Origin of the sequence: Emcibacter nanhaiensis, assembly GCF_006385175.1 — a bacterium.
Classification (GTDB): Bacteria; Pseudomonadota; Alphaproteobacteria; order Sphingomonadales; family Emcibacteraceae; genus Emcibacter; species Emcibacter nanhaiensis.
Map to the genome: position 1 here is coordinate 53,606 of NZ_VFIY01000014.1, position 18,124 is coordinate 71,729.

Below are 18,124 nucleotides of genomic sequence, written 5' to 3' on the forward strand. Positions count from 1 at the left end.
GCCTTACGCATTGCTATCTGATGGTAAAGGGACTGGCAGAGGTCCTGGCCGTAGAAAGCCAGACGCTTTTTAACTGGAGATACTGCTTGATGGCTTCCATGCCATTTTCCTTGCCCGAACCGCTCGCCTTATATCCCCCGAAGGGCGTCATATAGCTGACAACCCGGTAGGTATTTACCCAAACCGTCCCCGCCTGCAGCTTTGCCGGAAGCTCCATACATCTCCTGATATCCCGGCTCCAGATCCCGGCGGCCAGGCCATATCTGGTGTCATTGGCAATCCGGATTGCCTCTTCCTCGTCCCTGAACCTGATTACCGCGAGAACGGGACCGAAGATCTCCTCCCGGGCGATACGCATATCATTGGAAACATTGGTAAAAATAGTGGGTCTTATAAACAGTCCCTGCCCTGGTTCCGGAGGCCCGTCAGAAGGACCGCCGAGAATACATTCCGCGCCTTCGGACAAGGCCGTTTCAAGATATCCATTGACCTTGTCATATTGTTCCCGGGTCGCCACCGGGCCGACATTGGTTTCCGGACTCATCGGGTCCCCCAATTTCGCCCCTTTTGCAATGGCCAGGACCCGTTCAAGAAATTCGTCATAGACTGCTTCGTCCACCAGAAGCCTTGAGCCGGCAACACAGGTCTGGCCGCTGGCCGCCAGAATACCGGCGATGACCCCGTTGGCAGCCTGGTCAAGGTCGGCATCAGCAAACACAATATTGGGGGACTTGCCGCCAAGTTCCAGGGTGGTGCTTTTGAAGTCCCAGCCCGCAATTTCATGGATGCGCCGGCCCGTGGCCTCGCTCCCGGTGAAGCTAATCTTTGACACCAGCGGATGTCCGGTCAGATCGTCCCCGATTTCACTACCGTACCCCGTGATCACATTGATCACCCCCGGCGGAAAACCCGCCTGTTCGACAAGGCGGGCGAACTGCAAACTGGAACAGGAGGCATGTTCCGACGGCTTGAGGACAACCGTATTTCCTGCCGCAAGCGCAGGAGCCAGCTTGTAAGCCGCCAGCAAAAGCGGTGAGTTCCAGGCGGTAATTGCCGCCACGACACCATAGGGTTCATAGCGGGAATAATTGAACATATCGGCCTTGTCTGTCGGGTGCACCATGCCCTCCAGCTTGTCGGCAAGCCCGCCGAAATAATAAAACCATTCCGGCATATAGCGAACCTGGGCGGACATCTCGGCATAAAGTTTGCCATTGTCCCGGGTTTCAATTTTCGCCAGTTCTTCTACATTTTCCGCAATCAGATCTCCCAGCCTCCTGAGCAGCGCACCCCGTTGCGTCGGCGTCATGTTCGACCAGGGCCCCGATGTATAGGCTTCATACGCAGCCCTCACCGCCGCCTCGACATCCTCTAGCCCTGCCCGTGGAATTTGCGCCCAGGGCTCCTGATTGTAAGGATTAATGCTTTCTATGTAATTCCCGCTAACAGGCGCAACCCACTCGCCCCCGATCAACATCTCGTATTTAGCCATCGTCACCCCGGAAACCTCCCTGTCTCACGGGCCCATTTGTAGGTCTCATCAAGAGCCAGACCAAAACGTTTGAACATTTCGTCTATCTCTTCTGCTGTAATGATAAGGGGGGGGCAGAACAACGCCGCATTACCGGAAAAACGGTGTATCAACCCATGTTCAATGCACCGGTTGTCGCAAAACTGACCGATGCCGGCGGACGCTTCAAAAGGCAGCCTTTTCTCCTTTGACGCCACAAGTTCCACCGCGCCGATCAACCCGACACCCCTGACATTGCCAACCATCGGGTGATCTGCAAACGCCCGCAAACGCTCCTGGAAATGCGGTGAGACGTCCCGGATACGGGACATCATATCCCTTTCCTCGAACAACTCCAGATTACGCAGGGCGACAGCGGCCGGCACCGGGTGCCCGCCATAGGTAATACCATGGCCAAAAATGCCCCTGTCCGCGCTGGCCTCAACCAGTCCCTCATACATCCATTCCGGAATAATAACAGCCGCAATCGGCATGTAGGCTGAAGACAGCTGCTTTGCCACCGTCATGGTATCCGGCTGCATACCAACGGTCTCGCACCCGAACATATTGCCGGTACGGCCGAAACCGCAGACAACTTCGTCCGCTATGGTAATGATATCGTACTGCCTGAGAATTTTTTGTATTTTCTCGAAATATGTCCGCGGCGGCGGAATAACGCCGCCCCCCGCCATCACAGGTTCCGCAATAAAGGCCGCGATGGTATCCGGATCTTCGCGCAGAATGAGCTGCTCAAGTTCTTCGGCCAGACGGTCCGCATATTCCTCCTCGCTTTCCCCCTCTTCCGCATCCCGGTAATAGTGAGGACAGGACACATGCAGTATATTGTCCAGCGGCTGATCGAATCCACCCCTGAAGGCAGGCAACCCGGTCAAACAGGCCGTCGCAATCGTCACGCCGTGATAGCCGCCCCAGCGGGCAATGATCTTCTTCTTTTCCGGGCGGCCCACGGCATTATTATAATACCAGATCATTTTAAGCTGGGTATCGTTGGCCTCCGAACCGGAATTTGTGAAAAATACCTTGGATGCCTCAAATGGCACCATGCTTTTCAGACGGCGTGCCAGTTCAATAGTCGGCACAACCGCCTTGTTTCCGAAGCCGTGGTAAAACGGCAGTTTCCGCATCTGTTCAACTGCGGCATCGACCAGTTCAGACTCGCTGAAACCGAAGCTGGTACACCAAAGCCCCGCCATGCCTTCAATATATTCCTTGCCTTGAACATCATAGACATGGATACCTTGGCCACGCTCGATCACCAGCGCCCCGTTTTCCCTGTGCTCGAACAGATTAGTGGTAGGGTGCAGCACATGTTCCCTGTCACCGGCAATAATCGATTTTGCATAGTTACTCATATCAAAACGCCCATCTCACTTCATCACATAGACAATTACATCATACGGGAAATGTCCCGGAATCGGGATATTATTCTTTAATAAAATATATATGTATACTAACATACACTATATATTTTTTCAGGCAATACTCTATTCAATCATTCTTCTGAAAGAATCCCCGGTTCACTTTCCCGTTCGCACCAAACTTTATCTTAAACACCTTGTCAGGAACCGGGTGGAACATTTGTTGCATCTTATCGTTCCGGAAAGTTCTAGGAACAATACCGTCAACAGCACGCTACAGATGCCGATTGACAGGCAGACAATATAATTTCGAAAGGACTAAAAATGAAGAAGACATTCCTTCTGGTCATCGCAGGCATATCGCTTGCGTTTTCAACATTTCAGGCTTCCGCCGCCAACGATCCTTTGCCGGTCTTTGACAAATCCCGCACGGCGATCGTGATCACGGACCCCCAAAACGATTTCCTGGCGCCCGATGGCAAACTCCACGGACTGCTTGCTGAAAACCTGAAAGAGCTGAACACCGTCGCCAATATCGAGACACTTATGAAAACCGCCAAGTCAAAAGGTCTCGCCCTGGCTGTCGATCCACTGATTTACAACGCGCTTGACGTTGACTGGTCCCGTGCCGGCGCCCTTCAGCGCCAGCTTCTGGATATGGGCGCCCTGCAACGGGTGTCAGGCAAGGCCGGAAATTTTCAAGGATCAGGCGCTGATTTTTACGGCCCCTACAAACCCTATATCCATGACGGCAAAACCATTGTTGTAGCGCCGCACAAAATGTATGGCCCGGAAAGCAATGACCTGATCTATCAGCTGCGCGCCCGCGGCATCGATACGGTAATTCTGGGCGGCCTCGTCGCCAATCTCTGCGTCGACTCCCATATGCGCGCCCTGATGGAGAACGGATTCAAGGTCTATGTTGTTAAGGACGCCGTTGCCGCACCGGGTGCAGACGCCTACAAGGCTGCCCTTGTCAACTATTCCATGATCGCCAACGGCGTGTTGACAACTGGAGAAGTCACCAGGGCGCTTGGCCACTGAGAATTTCCCCGGCGGGACCTCGCCAGGTTTCCCGCCGGTGTCTCTCCCGGATAACAACAAAATGTCAGGTGACTGGATATTCGGCCTCGGGAACCAGCTTCTCGAGCCGTTCACGATCCAGAACCGTTATCCGGCGCGGTGCCAGGGAAATCAATCCCTGACTGACAAGGTTTCGCAACAGGCGGGACACAACTTCCCGGATTGTCCCCAGGTGCCGGGCGAGTTTGTCCTGGGACAGGTGAATGATTCCGTCTTCGTCAGCCTGCGCCAGAAGCAATAAAATGAGCCGCTCTTCCTGCGGCAGGCGCATGCTCTCCTCCAAGCGCCGCAGCAAGGAGAAAACACGTTCAGAAAGCTGTTCAAACAGGAATTTCTGTAACGCCGGCTCCCGCGAAAACAAATCACGGAAGACGGCGCCGGGAACGGTTACAATCTCAACGCCGCTCTCTTCCGCTGCCGCCCACGCCGGATAAGGAATTTCGGTAAAAAGGCTATTCAGCGCCAGAATGCAGCTTTCACCCGGTTCGATCCAGTAGAGCGTGCCTTCGTGACCGGCCGCATCGATATAATAGACCCGGATCGCGCCAGAGCGGACAAAATAAACGCCATCCACCTCATCTCCCGGATGAAGAATGTCCGCGCCTGGCTCAACGCTCAGGCAGGTCAAACCTGCACAAAGCCGGTCGCGCGTCTCAGTCGTTATTTTCTGGCCAAAAGTAAGAGTGTCAATGAAACTATCGATTGCCTGCATATCTCTTATTACTCAAATCTTCAGTTTTCTGCTTTGCCCCGGGGAACGCTTCCCCGCCAACTGACAATTTCGCGGAAACCTCCACTGCGCCAATTCTACCGAGCGCTCCCAACCCGGTCAACATGACCCTCGCGCGTCCTTAAAAATACCGGCCAAAGATACTGGCCAAAGATACTGGCCAAAGATACTGGCCGGAACAAAAGTTACATACCCAATCAACCCTTTCAGGCAAGCTTGCAAGAACTGACATTAGTTGAATTTTATTTGAGTAAAGCACATGTCGAACATTTTATTTATCATGACTATCGGCGCCTGTCTTGGAGGCATAGCTTTATACCTGATTTCCGGCAACCTGGTGCGACAAAGCGGTCTCAACGCCCCAGGCAAGATACTTCTTACAGCTGCGATCGGCTTGGGGGTGATTGCAGTTTCTATTAAAGTTCTGCTCGTCGGTTACCTGATGGAAAAAACCAGGGATCACCATCCCCAGCTTCGCCCGGCGGAAAGAAGCATTGGCCGTGAAAATCATGGTGCCTACGCCAAGTCCGCCATAACCAGCCCCTGGCTTGCCCTGCCCGTCACACCATCTTTGCCGCCAGACACTCCCTTGCAGCCTGATCTGGTAAAACTGGGTAAACGCCTCTTTAACGAGAAGGGCCTTTCGCTCAACGGCGACGTGGCTTGCAGCTCCTGTCACATACTTGGAAATGGCGGTGATGACGATTCCATGGTTTCGACAGGTATTTTTGACCTGCGGGGGACAAGAAACGCCCCCACCGTCTGGAATGCAGCATTTCTGTCACGGCTTTTCTGGGACGGGCGCGCCACCTCCCTGGAAGACCAGGCCAAAGGCCCCTTCATCAACCCCGTCGAGATGGGCATGCCAACAGTTACCGCCGTCGAAGAAGCTGTGCGAAGTCTGCCAGGCTACGCGGCAGACTTTGAACAGGCTTTTGGCAGCCCACACGCTATTACAATTGAAAATATCACTTCTGCTATTGCCAGTTACGAGCGAACGTTGATTGTGCCTGATACTGCCTACGATCGTTTTGTTCGTGGTGAAGCCGGCGCCCTGACCCCACAACAAATGAGAGGCATGGCCCTCTTTGCAGGTATCGGATGCCGCAATTGCCATCGCGATCCCACATTCAGTGCGGCCGGAAAGATCAAAGCCGCCGGTGTCTGGAAACCGTTTCCGGCCTTTTCAAACAACAGCTATGTCCAGGAATACAACCTTATGGACGACCGCGGGCGGGCGGATTCCCAACTTGCTTCAGGTCCCGGACTCTGGCGCGTCCCCTCTTTGCGGAACGTCGCAAATACAGCGCCCTATTTTCACAACGGCTCGGTGGACAAACTTGAGAAAGCTATAACGATCATGGCCATTACCCAGCTTGGAAAAAAAGTTGTTGCCGGGAACACTAGCGAAATGCCTGTGATCACTTGGGAACCTGATGCCAGGAAACTCAGCCCTTACCGCCCCCGGGTACTGACCCGGGACGACATCAAGGCGCTGGCCGCCTTCCTCGGCAGCCTTTCAGACGCAGGCGACACCATGTCCGCCCCGGTCCAATAGCGCCTCCCATCGCTCATTAACAGGAAAGTGCCAAAATCTTGCCGCCGCCCAAAAACCATATGACAGCGATCCCGGCTCAGGACATCAGGCTGCGGGAGATTAACTCCTTCATGATCTCGCTGGTGCCTCCGTAAATCCGCTGCACCCGGGCATCTGCGTACATACGCGCCACAAGATATTCGCGCATATAACCGTAACCGCCATGCAATTGAACACATTCGTCTAGAATTTCACCTTGAATTTCAGATCCCGTCAGCTTGGCAATCGACGCTTCTTCAGCTCCGAGTTCTCCACAGAGAATCTTTCCGATACATTTTTCGACATAAGCCCTCAGGAGTTCCAGCTTTGCTTTGCATTCCGCCAGCTTGAAACGGGAATTCTGGAATTCGAGCACCGGCTTGCCGAAAGCATGGCGTTCGGCAGTATAGCTTACCGTCTCTTCTATAGCTTTCTGCGATGCGCCGACAGCAATTATGCCGAGCATGAGGCGTTCCCAGGCCAGCTGCTTCATCAACTGACCAAATCCCTGGCCGGCAATTCCGCCCAAAAGGTTGTGCGCCGAAACCTGCGCGTCATCAAAAAACAGCTCTGACGTATCCTGCCCGGGCATGCCCAGTTTATCCAGGTTCCGGCCCCGCCTGAAACCATCCAGCCCGTCCGTTTCTATGCCAACAAGAGAAATTCCCTTCGCCCCGTGATTCATGTCAGTCTTCACAACAAGAATGATAAAATTGCTGATTTGCCCATTGGAGATAAAAGTCTTGGAGCCGTTAATCACATATTCCCCGCCACTGCGTACGGCACTGGTTCGCACTCCCTGGAGATCCGACCCCGTGCCTGGTTCGGTCATCGCAATGGCTCCGATCAATTCGCCGCTGGCGAGTTTGGGCAACCACCGCTGCTTTTGTTCTTCCGTGGCGTAGGCCAGAACATAGTGCACGGCAATATTGTGCACAAAAAGCCCAAAACTCATGTCGCCGGTATAACCGAGCTCCCCGAAAATGACTGAATCATGGCTCAGGTTTCCCCCGGCCCCGCCGAATTCTTCCGGAATGGATGCCGCTAAAATGCCGTACTCGCCGGCTTTTTCCCAAAACTCCCGGTCCACTTTTTTCTTGGCGTGAAACCTTTCCACATATGGCAGGAACTCCGTTTGAAAGAATTTCCGGGTAATATCGGCAAGGATCGACAATTCATCTGTCATCCAGGAAGCATATCTGAATATCATCACATCATTTCCTGTTGTGCACCAGCTATGTGAATTAAGGCACGGCCTAGAAAGAAATACCGCCGCTACACAGCACCACCTGGCCGGAAATATAATCGGATTCCGGAATTGTGAGAAGATAGACCGCACCGGCAGCTTCTTCGACAGACCCCGCGCGGCCCATCGGAATCATGGCCCGGAAACCATCAGCTACCGATCTGGGTATTCCAAGGCCGATTTTGTTGCCTTCGATCTCGACCTCCTGCTTCACGTCGGACGCCTCCGTCAGGCGAGTTTCAATATACCCAAAGGCGACACAGTTCACATTGACGTTCAGCCGCCCCCACTCCTTGGCCAATGTCTTGGTCATTCCGACGACCCCGGCTTTTGCCGATGAATAATTTGCCTGGCCCGGGTTCCCGCCGGTACCCGCCACGGAAGAAATATTGACCACCTTGCGGCAAACCCGGCGAGCGTCCTGCTCTTCTGACTTGAAAGCCATCTTCCAGTGAGGCTGGATGGCACGCAAAATTCTGAACGGCGCCCGCAGGTGGACATCTATCATGGCATCAAACTGCTCGTCCGTCATCTTGTGGATCATATTGTCCCACGTATACCCCGCATTGTTAACGATAATGTCAGGCACTCCAAAGGCTTCCGTCGCCGTAGCGATAAAGCGGTCCGCAAACCCCTTTTCGGTGACGGAGCCGGCGCAGGAGACCGCCTCACCACCTGTTTTTTTTATCTCATCCTCCACAGCTGCACTGATATCCGCATCCAGGTCATTGACTACAACCTTTGCACCTTCACTGGCAAATTTCAATGCAACCGCGCGACCGATCCCGCGGCCTGATCCCGTGACAAGAGCGATCTTTCCTCCAAGTTTTCCCATTTCACCTTCCTTCTCTGTTTTCTGCGCCTTTTACCAAACAGCCCAACCAGCATGATCCTGATCCGGAAGCATTACCTCCGTGCTTTCGTCCCTGGCCAGCGTTAAAAAGCCGCAAAACTTGCCGACATCATTCTTCAATTTTATTATTTGTATACATACATACATTATATTTTCAATAAAATTTGTGCTTTGGCCATGATTTATATCGCTGGACTTGTTTATCTTTTAAGGATTTACCGCCTCTCCTTTAGTCGGCGCTATCCATGCCGAGCCTTACAAGTCAGTGTGACTTATCTTAAAAAAGTGACCTGGACGCCCCCCTATTCCTTCCTAATTCTTTTCCTTGTCTTTCGAGCTTATGCCGGAACCCATCGTCCCTCGAAAGGTAAAGCGCAGTCCATTGGGGATTGTGTTCTTTCAGGAGCAATACCAGAACCAGATCGACGGGGTCAGGAATGCGCTCGCCAACACAAGACGGCCCAAGCACCTGCTCTCCGGCTTGCTCACCTGCGGCCACTGCGGGGGCCGCTACAGTATTGTGAGCCAGGATCTCTATGGCTGCTTTAACGCCCGGAACCGCAACACCTGCACCAACAAGCACACCATCAAGCGCCAGAGGATTGAGGAACGGGTGTTGCATGGCCTCAAGGACAAGCTGATCACCCCCGAGGTGGTGGAGACCATCATCCGCGAGATGCAACAGGAAGCCAACCGGCTGCAGCGGGAACGCCTGCAAGGCCATGACCAGAAGAAGAAGGATCTTGCCGCCGTAAATTCTAAAATGATGCGGTATGTGGAAGCCATCGGCGAAGGCACCGACCTGCCGATCATGCACACCCAGCTGAAGGAGCTGGAAGTGGAACGCAAGCGCCTGGAACAGGAGCTCAGTCAGGAACCGATTAAACTGCCGGACCTGCATCCCGGTATTGCCACGCTGTATCGGGAGAAGGTGGAACGACTGACAGAAGCCCTCAATGATCCGGCCTCCCTCCAGGAAGCCGGAGAAGCGATCCGCTCTCTGATCGACAAGATCATCCTCACGCCCATCGAGGACAAGGATGGCACCTCTACTTTGGAAGTGGCGCTTTACGGGGAACTGGACGCTTTGCTGCATTTCATGACGAGTAAAGAGAGCTCGTTGAACGTTCCGCAGCCCACATCCCGGGCCGTCAGGCCCAGTGAACCACCCCGCAACCAGGGTATGGAAGAAGACAAGAAGTCTAATGTTTCTGGGGAGTTACAGATAACAGAAAGCCGTCCTTCTGGTATGGAGGGACGGCTTTACTGTCTCAGTGGTTTCTGGGGCAGGATTTACCGCTATGGGCTTACGCCCTACGCGTTGCCTCCAACATATTGATTTACAATATGTTTCCGGCCGAACCAGCACGCTCATTCACCGACCCCACCTACCAGATAAAACAAAAGGGCCCCGTTAAGGGACCCTTTGTTTTATTGGTTGCGGGGGCTGGCTTTCAACTGAACCCATACTCCGATTTTCTGAGCCTTGCAGCGTAACGAATATTCCGATCAGATCAATATCAAGGGGCTAAAACAACCTTAACGTCGGTTGAAGAAACTTCTGCGCAGCTACGCTTGCGGTCTTCACATTTCTCGGCACACCAATCAGCGGCAGAAGCGAAGATCCAGAAAATGAAACTCAGATTTGTGGACTCATAGCCTACTTCAACTAATCCCAATCCTCTAACTCACACCAAGCATGCATTTCATTAGATTTCATTAATATTGTGTTGATCTTTTATCCGTAACATTCACTGAACAAGAAAAAATTTAGGGTTTTGGCGGGGTCTTTAAAATTTAGTGAGGAACTGCACAATGTTCAGTGAATTAATAGACAGAGTGAATATGCGGGAGGCCGGAGGACTTTCAAGTGAAACGATAAAGGCTCTTTCAGGCGCTCAGGCCATGATCCAGTTTACGCCCGAAGGCGAGATTCTGGAGGCAAACGATCTTTTTCTGAAGGCCGTTGGCTATGATATTTCCGAAATCAAAGGCCGACATCACAGCATATTTGTCCCTGAGAATGATCGTGACAGTTCCGCCTATCGGACTTTCTGGGAAAGTCTGCGCAAAGGTGAAAATCATGGGGAAATTTTCAAACGGGTTGGCAAGAATGGCCACGAACTTTGGCTGCGGGCTATTTATTTTCCGGTTAAGAACGGATCCGGAAAAGTGGTGCGGGTGGTCAAGCTGGCCACGGATGTCACTGATTTCCAGAACAGCAACATCGATCACGCCGGAAAGCTGAACGCCCTGGAGCGGGCGCAGGCCGTCATTGAATTTGACCTGGACGGCACCATTTTAACAGCCAATGAGAATTTCCTGAACACCGTCGGATATTCCCTCGAGGAAATTCGAGGTAGAAAACACGCAATGTTTGTGGAAGAAAAATACCACGATACACAGGAGTACCGGGAATTCTGGGCGGATCTGGGTGCCGGGCGGTTCCGTGGCGGAGAATTCAAAAGGGTGGCCAAGAGTGGCCGTGGTTTGTGGCTTCAGGCTATTTACAGCCCGATCCTGGATAACAAAGGTGAGGTTATCAAGGTGGTCAAATTCGCTACCGACATCACGGAAGAAAAGCTGCGCATTGCTGAGTTTGAAGGCAAAATCGCCGCGTTGAACAGGGCGCAGGCCGTCATTGAATTTGACCTGGACGGCACCATTTTAATAGCCAATGAGAATTTCCTGAACGCCATCGGATATACGCTTGACGAAATCAAGGGAAAACATCACAGCCTGTTTGTGGATGAAAACGAAACAAAAGGCGCCGGTTACAAACAGTTCTGGAAGACCCTGGGCGAGGGCGTTTTTCAGTCCGGTGAATATAAACGTATTGGCAAGGGGGGAAAGGAAACCTGGTTGCAAGCCACTTACAACCCGATCCTGGACCCGGAAGGAAAGCCCTTTAAAGTTGTAAAATTCGCTACCGATGTTACCGACATGGTTCATCGCCGTCAGGAACAAGAGCGTGTCGGTACCGTTGTGGATGAAAATCTCGACAAAATTCGCGTCACGGTAGGGGAAGCGAATGTCAAGGCCGGTTCTGCGGCAACTGCCTCGACACAGACAGACAGCATGATCCAGGTGGTGGCGGCGGCAGCCGAAGAGCTTAACGCCTCGATCCATGAAATCACAGAAAGCGTTGGACATGTCCGTAAAGCAGCCGACCTGACCTTTAGTGAAACGGAAACCATCGGCGTGTCTACCCGCGAACTGAGTAAGGCGGCGGAAGCCATGAACAGGATTGTGACGTTGATTGAGGACATCGCCTCCCAGATCAATCTTCTGGCGCTTAACGCCACCATCGAATCCGCCCGCGCGGGGGAAGCCGGAAAGGGATTTGCCGTAGTGGCAGGAGAAGTGAAAAGCCTGGCGACCCAGGTGACGGACGCTATCGGCCAGATTTCCTCGGAAATCACCCGAATGCAGGATGTGTCGAACGATGTGGTCGGTCGATTGGAGTCCATCAGCAAGTCTGTTGGTGAACTCCAGGGAAATGTGGGCGGCATCGCCGACGCCATTGAAGAGCAGGGGATCGCGACAAGGGATATTTCATGCAATATCCAGACAGCCGCAACAGCGGTGGCGGATATCAACCGCAACCTGAAGGAATTGTCCGATAATATGGATGTTTCCAACCGTTATACGCAGGAAGGCATAGACTTGTACCGGAGCCTGAAGGTCTCCTGAGTGGCGCCGCAACAAGCAGTATAGAGTTTGGATATCAGTCCGCCCCTAAAGTGATTAAGCCAACCCAAGACACTCTTGGTGCCATCTACTAGATGGCACCGAAAAATGCCTGAGCTCAGCAGCACGCAAATTATTCGCCATATCCAAGCCATAAAATAGTGCGGCAGTAAAGCGATATAGAAATCTTATCGAAAGCCCCGCAGAGATTTATCTCAATTGGCAGGATATTCAGTAAATTGCACCCATTGTTACACCCCCTTTACCGGTCTGACAAAATAGTTATGGTTGGTTGCGCGTGATTTGAACCTGCAAGCATAACTCTTTGATTTTGTTGGATATTATATTTTACCCCTCGGAAAACATATCGTAACCCACTGAAATATAAAGATATTTTCAATATGTTTGGTTGCGGGGGCAGGATTTGTAAGTAGCCATCAAAAAATTTAGTATTTCTTGTGCGGTCTAAATGCACCGACAGGTTCATATTTTTCAGTATGTTAAAATAAAAAAGTGCGCATTTTTTGCGCACATTTAAGAGATGGGCATTGCAAGGCTCTTTCGAACAATCTTAAAGTTAATCAGCTCACTCACTTTTTACCCTGTCAAATGATCAGCCGCATATCCCCTGGTTTCGAATATTCTGATCGTCCAATCATCTTGCTGCCACTTCGGTCTTATGAGTTATATCTTTCTCGTTTATAACTCATAATATCACTATATTTGAGCTATAAATTAAATTTCAATAACTCAATCAACACGGAAAAGAGAGTTTCAAGGCGCGCAGTAACTATAAACCAGAGAATGAACAAAAATAAGCTATCTAATTGACAAAAAATAACTTTCTATATACTTCGGCACAATAGCCTAATACACGCACAACACAATAACCTAGTTACCGCACACCTAATTTCACCCATTTTTGTATAGAGCTGCCTCGCTATTCAAAAGCAATCGGGACTTCCTAAAAATAGGCGAATGGTACCTTTTAATCAGTAGATGCCTAGACATTTCTGATATACCAAAACATATCATTACCATAATTTGATATACTACAGCATATAATTCATTGCAATTATTGTTGATATATTTTAGTGTATCAATATTAAGAGGTGATATATGGAAGAAGATCATAAAAATATCCAACTTCAAGAGCTGGCAGAAAGTTTAAAAAGAGCCAGATCCAAGAAAGGACTTAGTCAACGCGCCCTTAGTAAAAAAATAGGTGTGCCACAAGGTCATATTTCGAAGATCGAAAACGGCAAGGTAGATATCAAACTCTCCAGCCTGATTGAAATTGCCCGTGCGCTCGACCTGGAGTTCATGCTGATGCCACGTCAGCTTGTACCAGTTGTCGAGGCCCTGAGCCGTGCTGATGCATCGGGAGGTTCAGATAATCTACCAGAACACAAGTTGTCATCTCAAAATGATACAGTTACTGAAACACACCGCTCTCTGGAACGGATTGGAAAAGAGGCTGGGCGACTTTCTCGCAAGCTGGGGGACGTACCTGAGTTGATGCGACTTTCTCAAACTGTCCAGGAACTCGACAACATAAGATTTAATCTGGCACAAGCGGAGCAAATAAAGAACGCATTAGAAACAGTCAAACTACCAACTCAAGCAATCAATAAAGCTTTGGCAGCGCAACAAAGCCTACCAGAGATCCTGAAAAACATTGACTTCAATAAGTCACTTATTGAAGCAACGCGGGCCAACGACGCCCTGCGAAATATCCGCAATGCGCTTGCCCACGGCGCCAGTACACCGACGAGACGGTCGACCCCCGCTTATAGACTGAGTGAGGAGGTTGATGATGCCTGATATTTCCATACTAAATGTCGAACTCCACGGAAAAGTCATAGGTACTCTTGCACTTTTGCCAGACGACCGAACTCTGTTTTCCTTCAATAACAGTTATATAGAAGATCAAAATCGTGACACTCTGAGCCTCTCATTCAAAGATATCTATGGTGGACTTGATACGGAGGTACGGCCAACGCGAACTCAAGTTCCAACCTTTTTCGCTAATCTACTTCCGGAGGGCCATCTTAGAGAATATCTCGCCAAAAAAGCAGGAGTGCACATAGATCGCGATTTTTTCCTTCTTTGGGCTTTGGGGCGCGACTTACCAGGGGCCGTCAGAGTTATCCCGGAAGATGAAGAGAGCTGGCCAGAAGATGATGAAGAGCAAAAACTATCGAAGGACGATCATACAGGTTCTGCATTGCACTTCTCACTCGCCGGAGTGCAACTGAAATTCTCCGCCGTCAAGGACACCACAGGTGGCCTTACCATACCAGCTAACGGCACAGGTGGGTCATGGATTGCTAAACTTCCCTCCACGATCCACAAAGATGTACCGGAAAATGAATTTGCCATGATGGAGCTTGCCAGAATGGTGGGCATTGACGTCCCGGAGACACAACTATTGCCGCTCAATGAAATCGGTGGCCTTCCAGACGATGTTTCTGATATTGGAACTCATGCTTTTGTAATCAAGAGGTTTGACCGTATCAATAGCGACATTCGCTTGCATATTGAAGACTTCGCGCAGGTCTTTGGCGTATATCCTCAAAGAAAATATGAACGTGCAAATTACGATATGATTGCTCAGGTGCTTTCGGCCGAAACAGGAGAAGCCGGTGTTGTTGAATTTATCCGCCGCTTTACCTTCAATGCGCTCATAGGCAATGGTGACATGCATCTCAAGAACTGGTCATTGATATACCCGGACAGGAGGACAGCATCCATAGCACCGGCATATGATTTTGTCTCAACCATCCTTTATATAAAGAATGACAAACTGGCTCTCAATTTTGCCGGCACGAAATTGTTTGAAGAATTGGATATGGATCGTTTCGAAAAATTTGCCGCCAAAGCCCGCCTCTCCTCAGCAGTGGTCCGAAACACGGTTGAAAACACTGTAGAGCGCTTTCACGCTGCCTGGCAACAACGTGGTGACCTACCGATCTCGGCTGAACTGGAAACTGTCATCAATGATCATCTCAGAGTAATTCCCCTCTCAAAGATCTGAAATACAAAACTTGCCGTTCATTTCAATTTTGCAAAAGGGGTATCTCATTACGTATAGTCACTCGCTGACTGCCAATAAGTCAACCTTCAGATCCCTTGTTACTATTATCCTGATCGGCCAGCCGGCACGAACAGTGATCGTCGGCGGGATATTCAGATTTCGGTCGACTATTCTCTGACCTGCATTGTTCAGGCTTGACTGAGAACTTTCTCTTATTGCCCTGGCGAGTTCGCCCTCGGCATCACCATAAGCAAGCTCCGTACCGACGCCCAGGAGCGTGGCAAGTCCGACACCAGCCACCAACCGGTCTGTATGCCAGTCCACCTGATCCGAAAGTCCGGAATATCCACCTTTATCTGTTCCAGGCATTCCGTCAAGCTGAACGGAAGCCCCATCTGGACAAATGATGCGATCCCAGACAATCAAGACGCGGTCTTGACCATATTCAATCTCGTTCACATATTTTCCCAGAATACGCGCCCCCTGCGGGATCAGAACCTCTTGGCCCGTCACAGTGTCGTAGACAGGCTCCGTAATTTGAGCGACGACCTGCCCCTTTAAATCACTATTGATACCCGTCAAAAGGCTACCGGAAATGATGGTTCCGGCCAGAAGATTGAATGTTTCCGCTGGCCGACCAGTCGCCTCTGCTTTATCAACTCCCAACGGTGAATAGGGGGGACTATTGTTGCTGCCCTTCGCGTCTGCAAATCCACGCCGTTTCGATGAGGAATTATCTATCGAAAAGAACACGACCGAATTTCTCGCCTGCCGTTCCAGCTGTGCGGCCTGAAGCTTTTCCGCTCTCTGCTGCTCTTCAAAAACAGAAGGTCTGAAAGGTTGCGAGCGGTCGTTTTGCTCTGGCCTGTTCGTCCCCAGATCGCTCTCCGCCCTAAGAAGGGCCGGGCCCGTATCACCCATATAAGCCGGGCCAAGGGCAACAACGTTATCACTCTGTTGTTCCAAATTGCTTCCCAGGTTCCTTTCCAAATTTTTGGGGACATCCTGGTAACTGGCAGGAAGTCCGGAGACAGTTTCCATCGGAGCGTGGCGACCAACAGAATATAACTCCTTCCGGGGAGATTTTTCCGACGCCCCTCCAGGATCAAGAGCGTAAAAGCTGATCGCCAGCATTCCCGAACATGCGAGACACACGACAGTAACAATCAGTTTTTTGTTTAACCGGCGAACCGGCTTGGGTTTCGCGCGAAGCTGAAATTTTTTCTCAATCTTTTCTGCTTCTCTCTCCCCCTCGTCTTTTTCAAAACTCGTCATTGCCGCCGCCTCCTATGATGGACAATCTGCACCCTGGTCTGGGGGTCAGTGCCCAGACGCAGCTCTGCCCTGGCAAACAGCCTGTCGACAATATAATAGTTGCCGCGCATTCGATAATTGACCAGTTCCACTTCATCTTTCCTGCCCAGCACAAAGAGAGGTGGAGCTTCACGTCTGTCGATTGTCGCGGGGAATTCGATATAGATTTTCCGGCCATCATCAAATGCTCGCAAAGGGCGCCAGTCGGGTTCATCCCCCTGAATGCTGTAGGAGAAATCCAAGTCTTCCAGTTGAAGTCCTTTATCAATAACTGCCGAATTCCGACTTCGCTCATTGAGGCGCGTCAGAGCCCTGATTTCGGTCTGAGGATAAGTCCATCTCATCGCCGTCATATAGGTCTCCTCGAAACTTTTCAGGTCGAGATAATAGCTTCGCCTGTCGGTAGTGATGACCAGGTTCGTCTCCAACTCTTTCTGAACCGGCTTAATGAGAAGATGAACCTGCGCCCCTTCTCCGGCACCGCTTACCGTATCCCCAATCACCCAGCGCACGGTGTCACCGGCAGAAACCGACACCAGTTGTTCTCCCGGTTCCAGAGCAATGTCAGTGACATGTCCGGGGGACGCATAGAGCTGATACAAAGCCCCCTCCACAAAAGGATAGACCTGAATGGCATTGAGATAGTTTCCCTGTTCGGGGCTCCACACCGCTTTCTCACGGACCTCTGAGGTCGACGGCATTCGTCCCTCGGTCGTGTCGGTATTTTCCTCGGGCAGTTTCTTCAGTTGGCCTGGTAAAGGCAGGGGTTTTGGCACTTCCACAATCCTGACTTCCGCAGGAGGCTCTTCCAGTCTCTCCGCTCGCACAAAATCATCGGAAAGATCAGGGGCGAAGTTCTTCTTATGGCCGGAGCAGGCCGCCAGTAAAAGAACCAGTGGGGCCAGCAGTATTATCGCGCGACTGGACATCATTTATCTCCTTTGTCACCAGAACCCGAAACGGGGTTGTTTTTCACATCTGAGAAGGCGTTACCGTCCCCTTGATCACTGGCCGGGACATAATCACGGTTCCAGTTGATTTCATGGACGTAGATGCCCAGTGGGTTCTTTCGGAGCATCTCTTCGTTGTCAGGCGCGGCAAGAATGACGCCCAGGATCGCGGTATAACGATCGGTCCGTTCAAAATCGCCGTTTCGAAAAAGTTTTTCCTGCCATTTAATCTGGAAACTGTTCCGGGAAGCCCGCACTATACTGGTCACTTCAACGCTGACGGTTTTGATGCCCAACGCTTTGAAGGGATCATGTTCTCTCGCGTAATTGCTGAGATAAAGAGCGCCACTGTCACTTACCATGTCATAGGCAGAGAGCCAGTTTTCCCGAAGCACGACGGGATCGGAAGGCAGGGAGCGAAGTTTTTCGATAAAATGCGATAAATGCCAGGCAATAACGGCGTCATCTGGATGGTAGCTTTCCAGCGCCGGGCTTATGTTGCGAACCTCCCCCTGTTCACCAACCTCCACCACATAAGGAACTATGTGATTTTGACCCGCCAGACGATAAAATCCAATCGCAAGTCCCAAAGAGAGGAAGAACAACAAAAACGCCATCAACCGCCAGTTTGCGGCCTGAACTCGCGCAGACCCCAGGCGTCTGTCCCAGACCTCAGACGCCTTCATAAAAGGCGTTTCTACAGGATCGGATTTTCCGTAGCTGATTGATTGTCGGCTGAATATTCCAGTCATGATC

The 18,124-nt window shown here is 51.1% G+C and carries 14 protein-coding genes; 6 read left to right on the forward strand and 8 right to left on the reverse strand.

Annotated elements, in window-relative coordinates; genetic code table 11:
* Window positions 1-13 precede the first annotated feature (13 nt).
* Together FIV46_RS10880 and FIV46_RS10885 are read right to left on the reverse strand one after the other, a co-directional pair.
* A complete protein-coding gene (locus tag FIV46_RS10880; RefSeq protein WP_139941176.1) occupies window positions 14-1,492 on the reverse strand; it encodes an aldehyde dehydrogenase in 1,479 nt (492 codons plus the stop codon).
* A gap of 2 nt (window positions 1,493-1,494) precedes the next feature.
* A complete protein-coding gene (locus FIV46_RS10885) occupies window positions 1,495-2,883 on the reverse strand; it encodes an aminotransferase (RefSeq protein ID WP_139940957.1) in 1,389 nt (462 codons plus the stop codon).
* A 330-nt stretch (window positions 2,884-3,213) separates the two neighbouring features.
* On the opposite strand from FIV46_RS10885, the gene FIV46_RS10890 reads away from it, so the two are divergent.
* The gene (locus FIV46_RS10890) at window positions 3,214-3,933 is read left to right on the forward strand and encodes a cysteine hydrolase family protein (protein WP_139940958.1); all 720 of its coding nucleotides are present in this window, start codon (window positions 3,214-3,216) and stop codon (window positions 3,931-3,933) included.
* 64 nt (window positions 3,934-3,997) lie between these two features.
* On the opposite strand, the gene FIV46_RS10895 is transcribed toward FIV46_RS10890, so the two are convergent.
* Window positions 3,998-4,684: a Crp/Fnr family transcriptional regulator gene (locus FIV46_RS10895; protein ID WP_139940959.1), complete on the reverse strand. Its 687-nt coding sequence runs from the start codon at window positions 4,682-4,684 to the stop codon at window positions 3,998-4,000.
* A 277-nt stretch (window positions 4,685-4,961) separates the two neighbouring features.
* Here FIV46_RS10895 and FIV46_RS10900 point away from each other — a divergent pair, with 277 nt between their 5' ends.
* The gene (locus FIV46_RS10900) at window positions 4,962-6,260 is read left to right on the forward strand and encodes a cytochrome-c peroxidase (RefSeq protein ID WP_139940960.1); all 1,299 of its coding nucleotides are present in this window, start codon (window positions 4,962-4,964) and stop codon (window positions 6,258-6,260) included.
* 76 nt (window positions 6,261-6,336) lie between these two features.
* Here FIV46_RS10900 and FIV46_RS10905 read toward each other — a convergent pair whose 3' ends face one another.
* Complete coding sequence (locus tag FIV46_RS10905) at window positions 6,337-7,488, reverse strand: acyl-CoA dehydrogenase family protein (RefSeq protein ID WP_139940961.1); 1,152 nt, start codon at window positions 7,486-7,488, stop codon at window positions 6,337-6,339.
* A gap of 46 nt (window positions 7,489-7,534) precedes the next feature.
* Window positions 7,535-8,359 carry an SDR family NAD(P)-dependent oxidoreductase gene (locus FIV46_RS10910; protein WP_139940962.1) on the reverse strand — a complete coding sequence of 275 codons (825 nt, stop codon included), beginning with the start codon at window positions 8,357-8,359 and terminating at the stop codon, window positions 7,535-7,537.
* 409 nt (window positions 8,360-8,768) lie between these two features.
* Here FIV46_RS10910 and FIV46_RS10915 point away from each other — a divergent pair, with 409 nt between their 5' ends.
* The 4 genes from FIV46_RS10915 to FIV46_RS10930 all read left to right on the forward strand — a co-directional run bounded on the left by FIV46_RS10915 (window position 8,769) and on the right by FIV46_RS10930 (window position 15,104).
* On the forward strand, window positions 8,769-9,716 hold the full coding sequence (locus FIV46_RS10915) for a recombinase zinc ribbon domain-containing protein (protein ID WP_246056937.1): 948 nt from the start codon (window positions 8,769-8,771) through the stop codon (window positions 9,714-9,716).
* Window positions 9,717-10,282: 566 nt separating this feature from the next.
* The gene (locus tag FIV46_RS10920; protein WP_139940964.1) at window positions 10,283-12,070 is read left to right on the forward strand and encodes a methyl-accepting chemotaxis protein; all 1,788 of its coding nucleotides are present in this window, start codon (window positions 10,283-10,285) and stop codon (window positions 12,068-12,070) included.
* A gap of 1,116 nt (window positions 12,071-13,186) precedes the next feature.
* Window positions 13,187-13,891 carry a helix-turn-helix domain-containing protein gene (locus FIV46_RS10925; RefSeq protein ID WP_139940965.1) on the forward strand — a complete coding sequence of 235 codons (705 nt, stop codon included), beginning with the start codon at window positions 13,187-13,189 and terminating at the stop codon, window positions 13,889-13,891.
* On the forward strand, window positions 13,884-15,104 hold the full coding sequence (locus FIV46_RS10930; protein WP_139940966.1) for a type II toxin-antitoxin system HipA family toxin: 1,221 nt from the start codon (window positions 13,884-13,886) through the stop codon (window positions 15,102-15,104). Before FIV46_RS10925 ends, FIV46_RS10930 begins: the two co-directional genes overlap by 8 nt.
* A 57-nt stretch (window positions 15,105-15,161) precedes the next feature.
* Here FIV46_RS10930 and FIV46_RS10935 read toward each other — a convergent pair whose 3' ends face one another.
* The 3 genes from FIV46_RS10935 to trbF are packed head-to-tail and all read right to left on the reverse strand — an operon-like array spanning window position 15,162 to window position 18,120.
* Window positions 15,162-16,379: a TraB/TrbI/VirB10 family type IV secretion system protein gene (locus FIV46_RS10935; protein WP_139940967.1), complete on the reverse strand. Its 1,218-nt coding sequence runs from the start codon at window positions 16,377-16,379 to the stop codon at window positions 15,162-15,164.
* Window positions 16,376-17,347, reverse strand: coding sequence for a P-type conjugative transfer protein TrbG (trbG, locus tag FIV46_RS10940; RefSeq protein ID WP_139940968.1), 972 nt, complete (start codon window positions 17,345-17,347; stop codon window positions 16,376-16,378). The genes FIV46_RS10935 and trbG overlap by 4 nt, the downstream gene beginning before the upstream one ends.
* Window positions 17,347-18,120, reverse strand: a complete 774-nt coding sequence (gene trbF / locus FIV46_RS10945) for a conjugal transfer protein TrbF (RefSeq protein ID WP_139940969.1) — start codon at window positions 18,118-18,120, stop codon at window positions 17,347-17,349. Before trbF ends, trbG begins: the two co-directional genes overlap by 1 nt.
* Window positions 18,121-18,124: the final 4 nt, after the last annotated feature.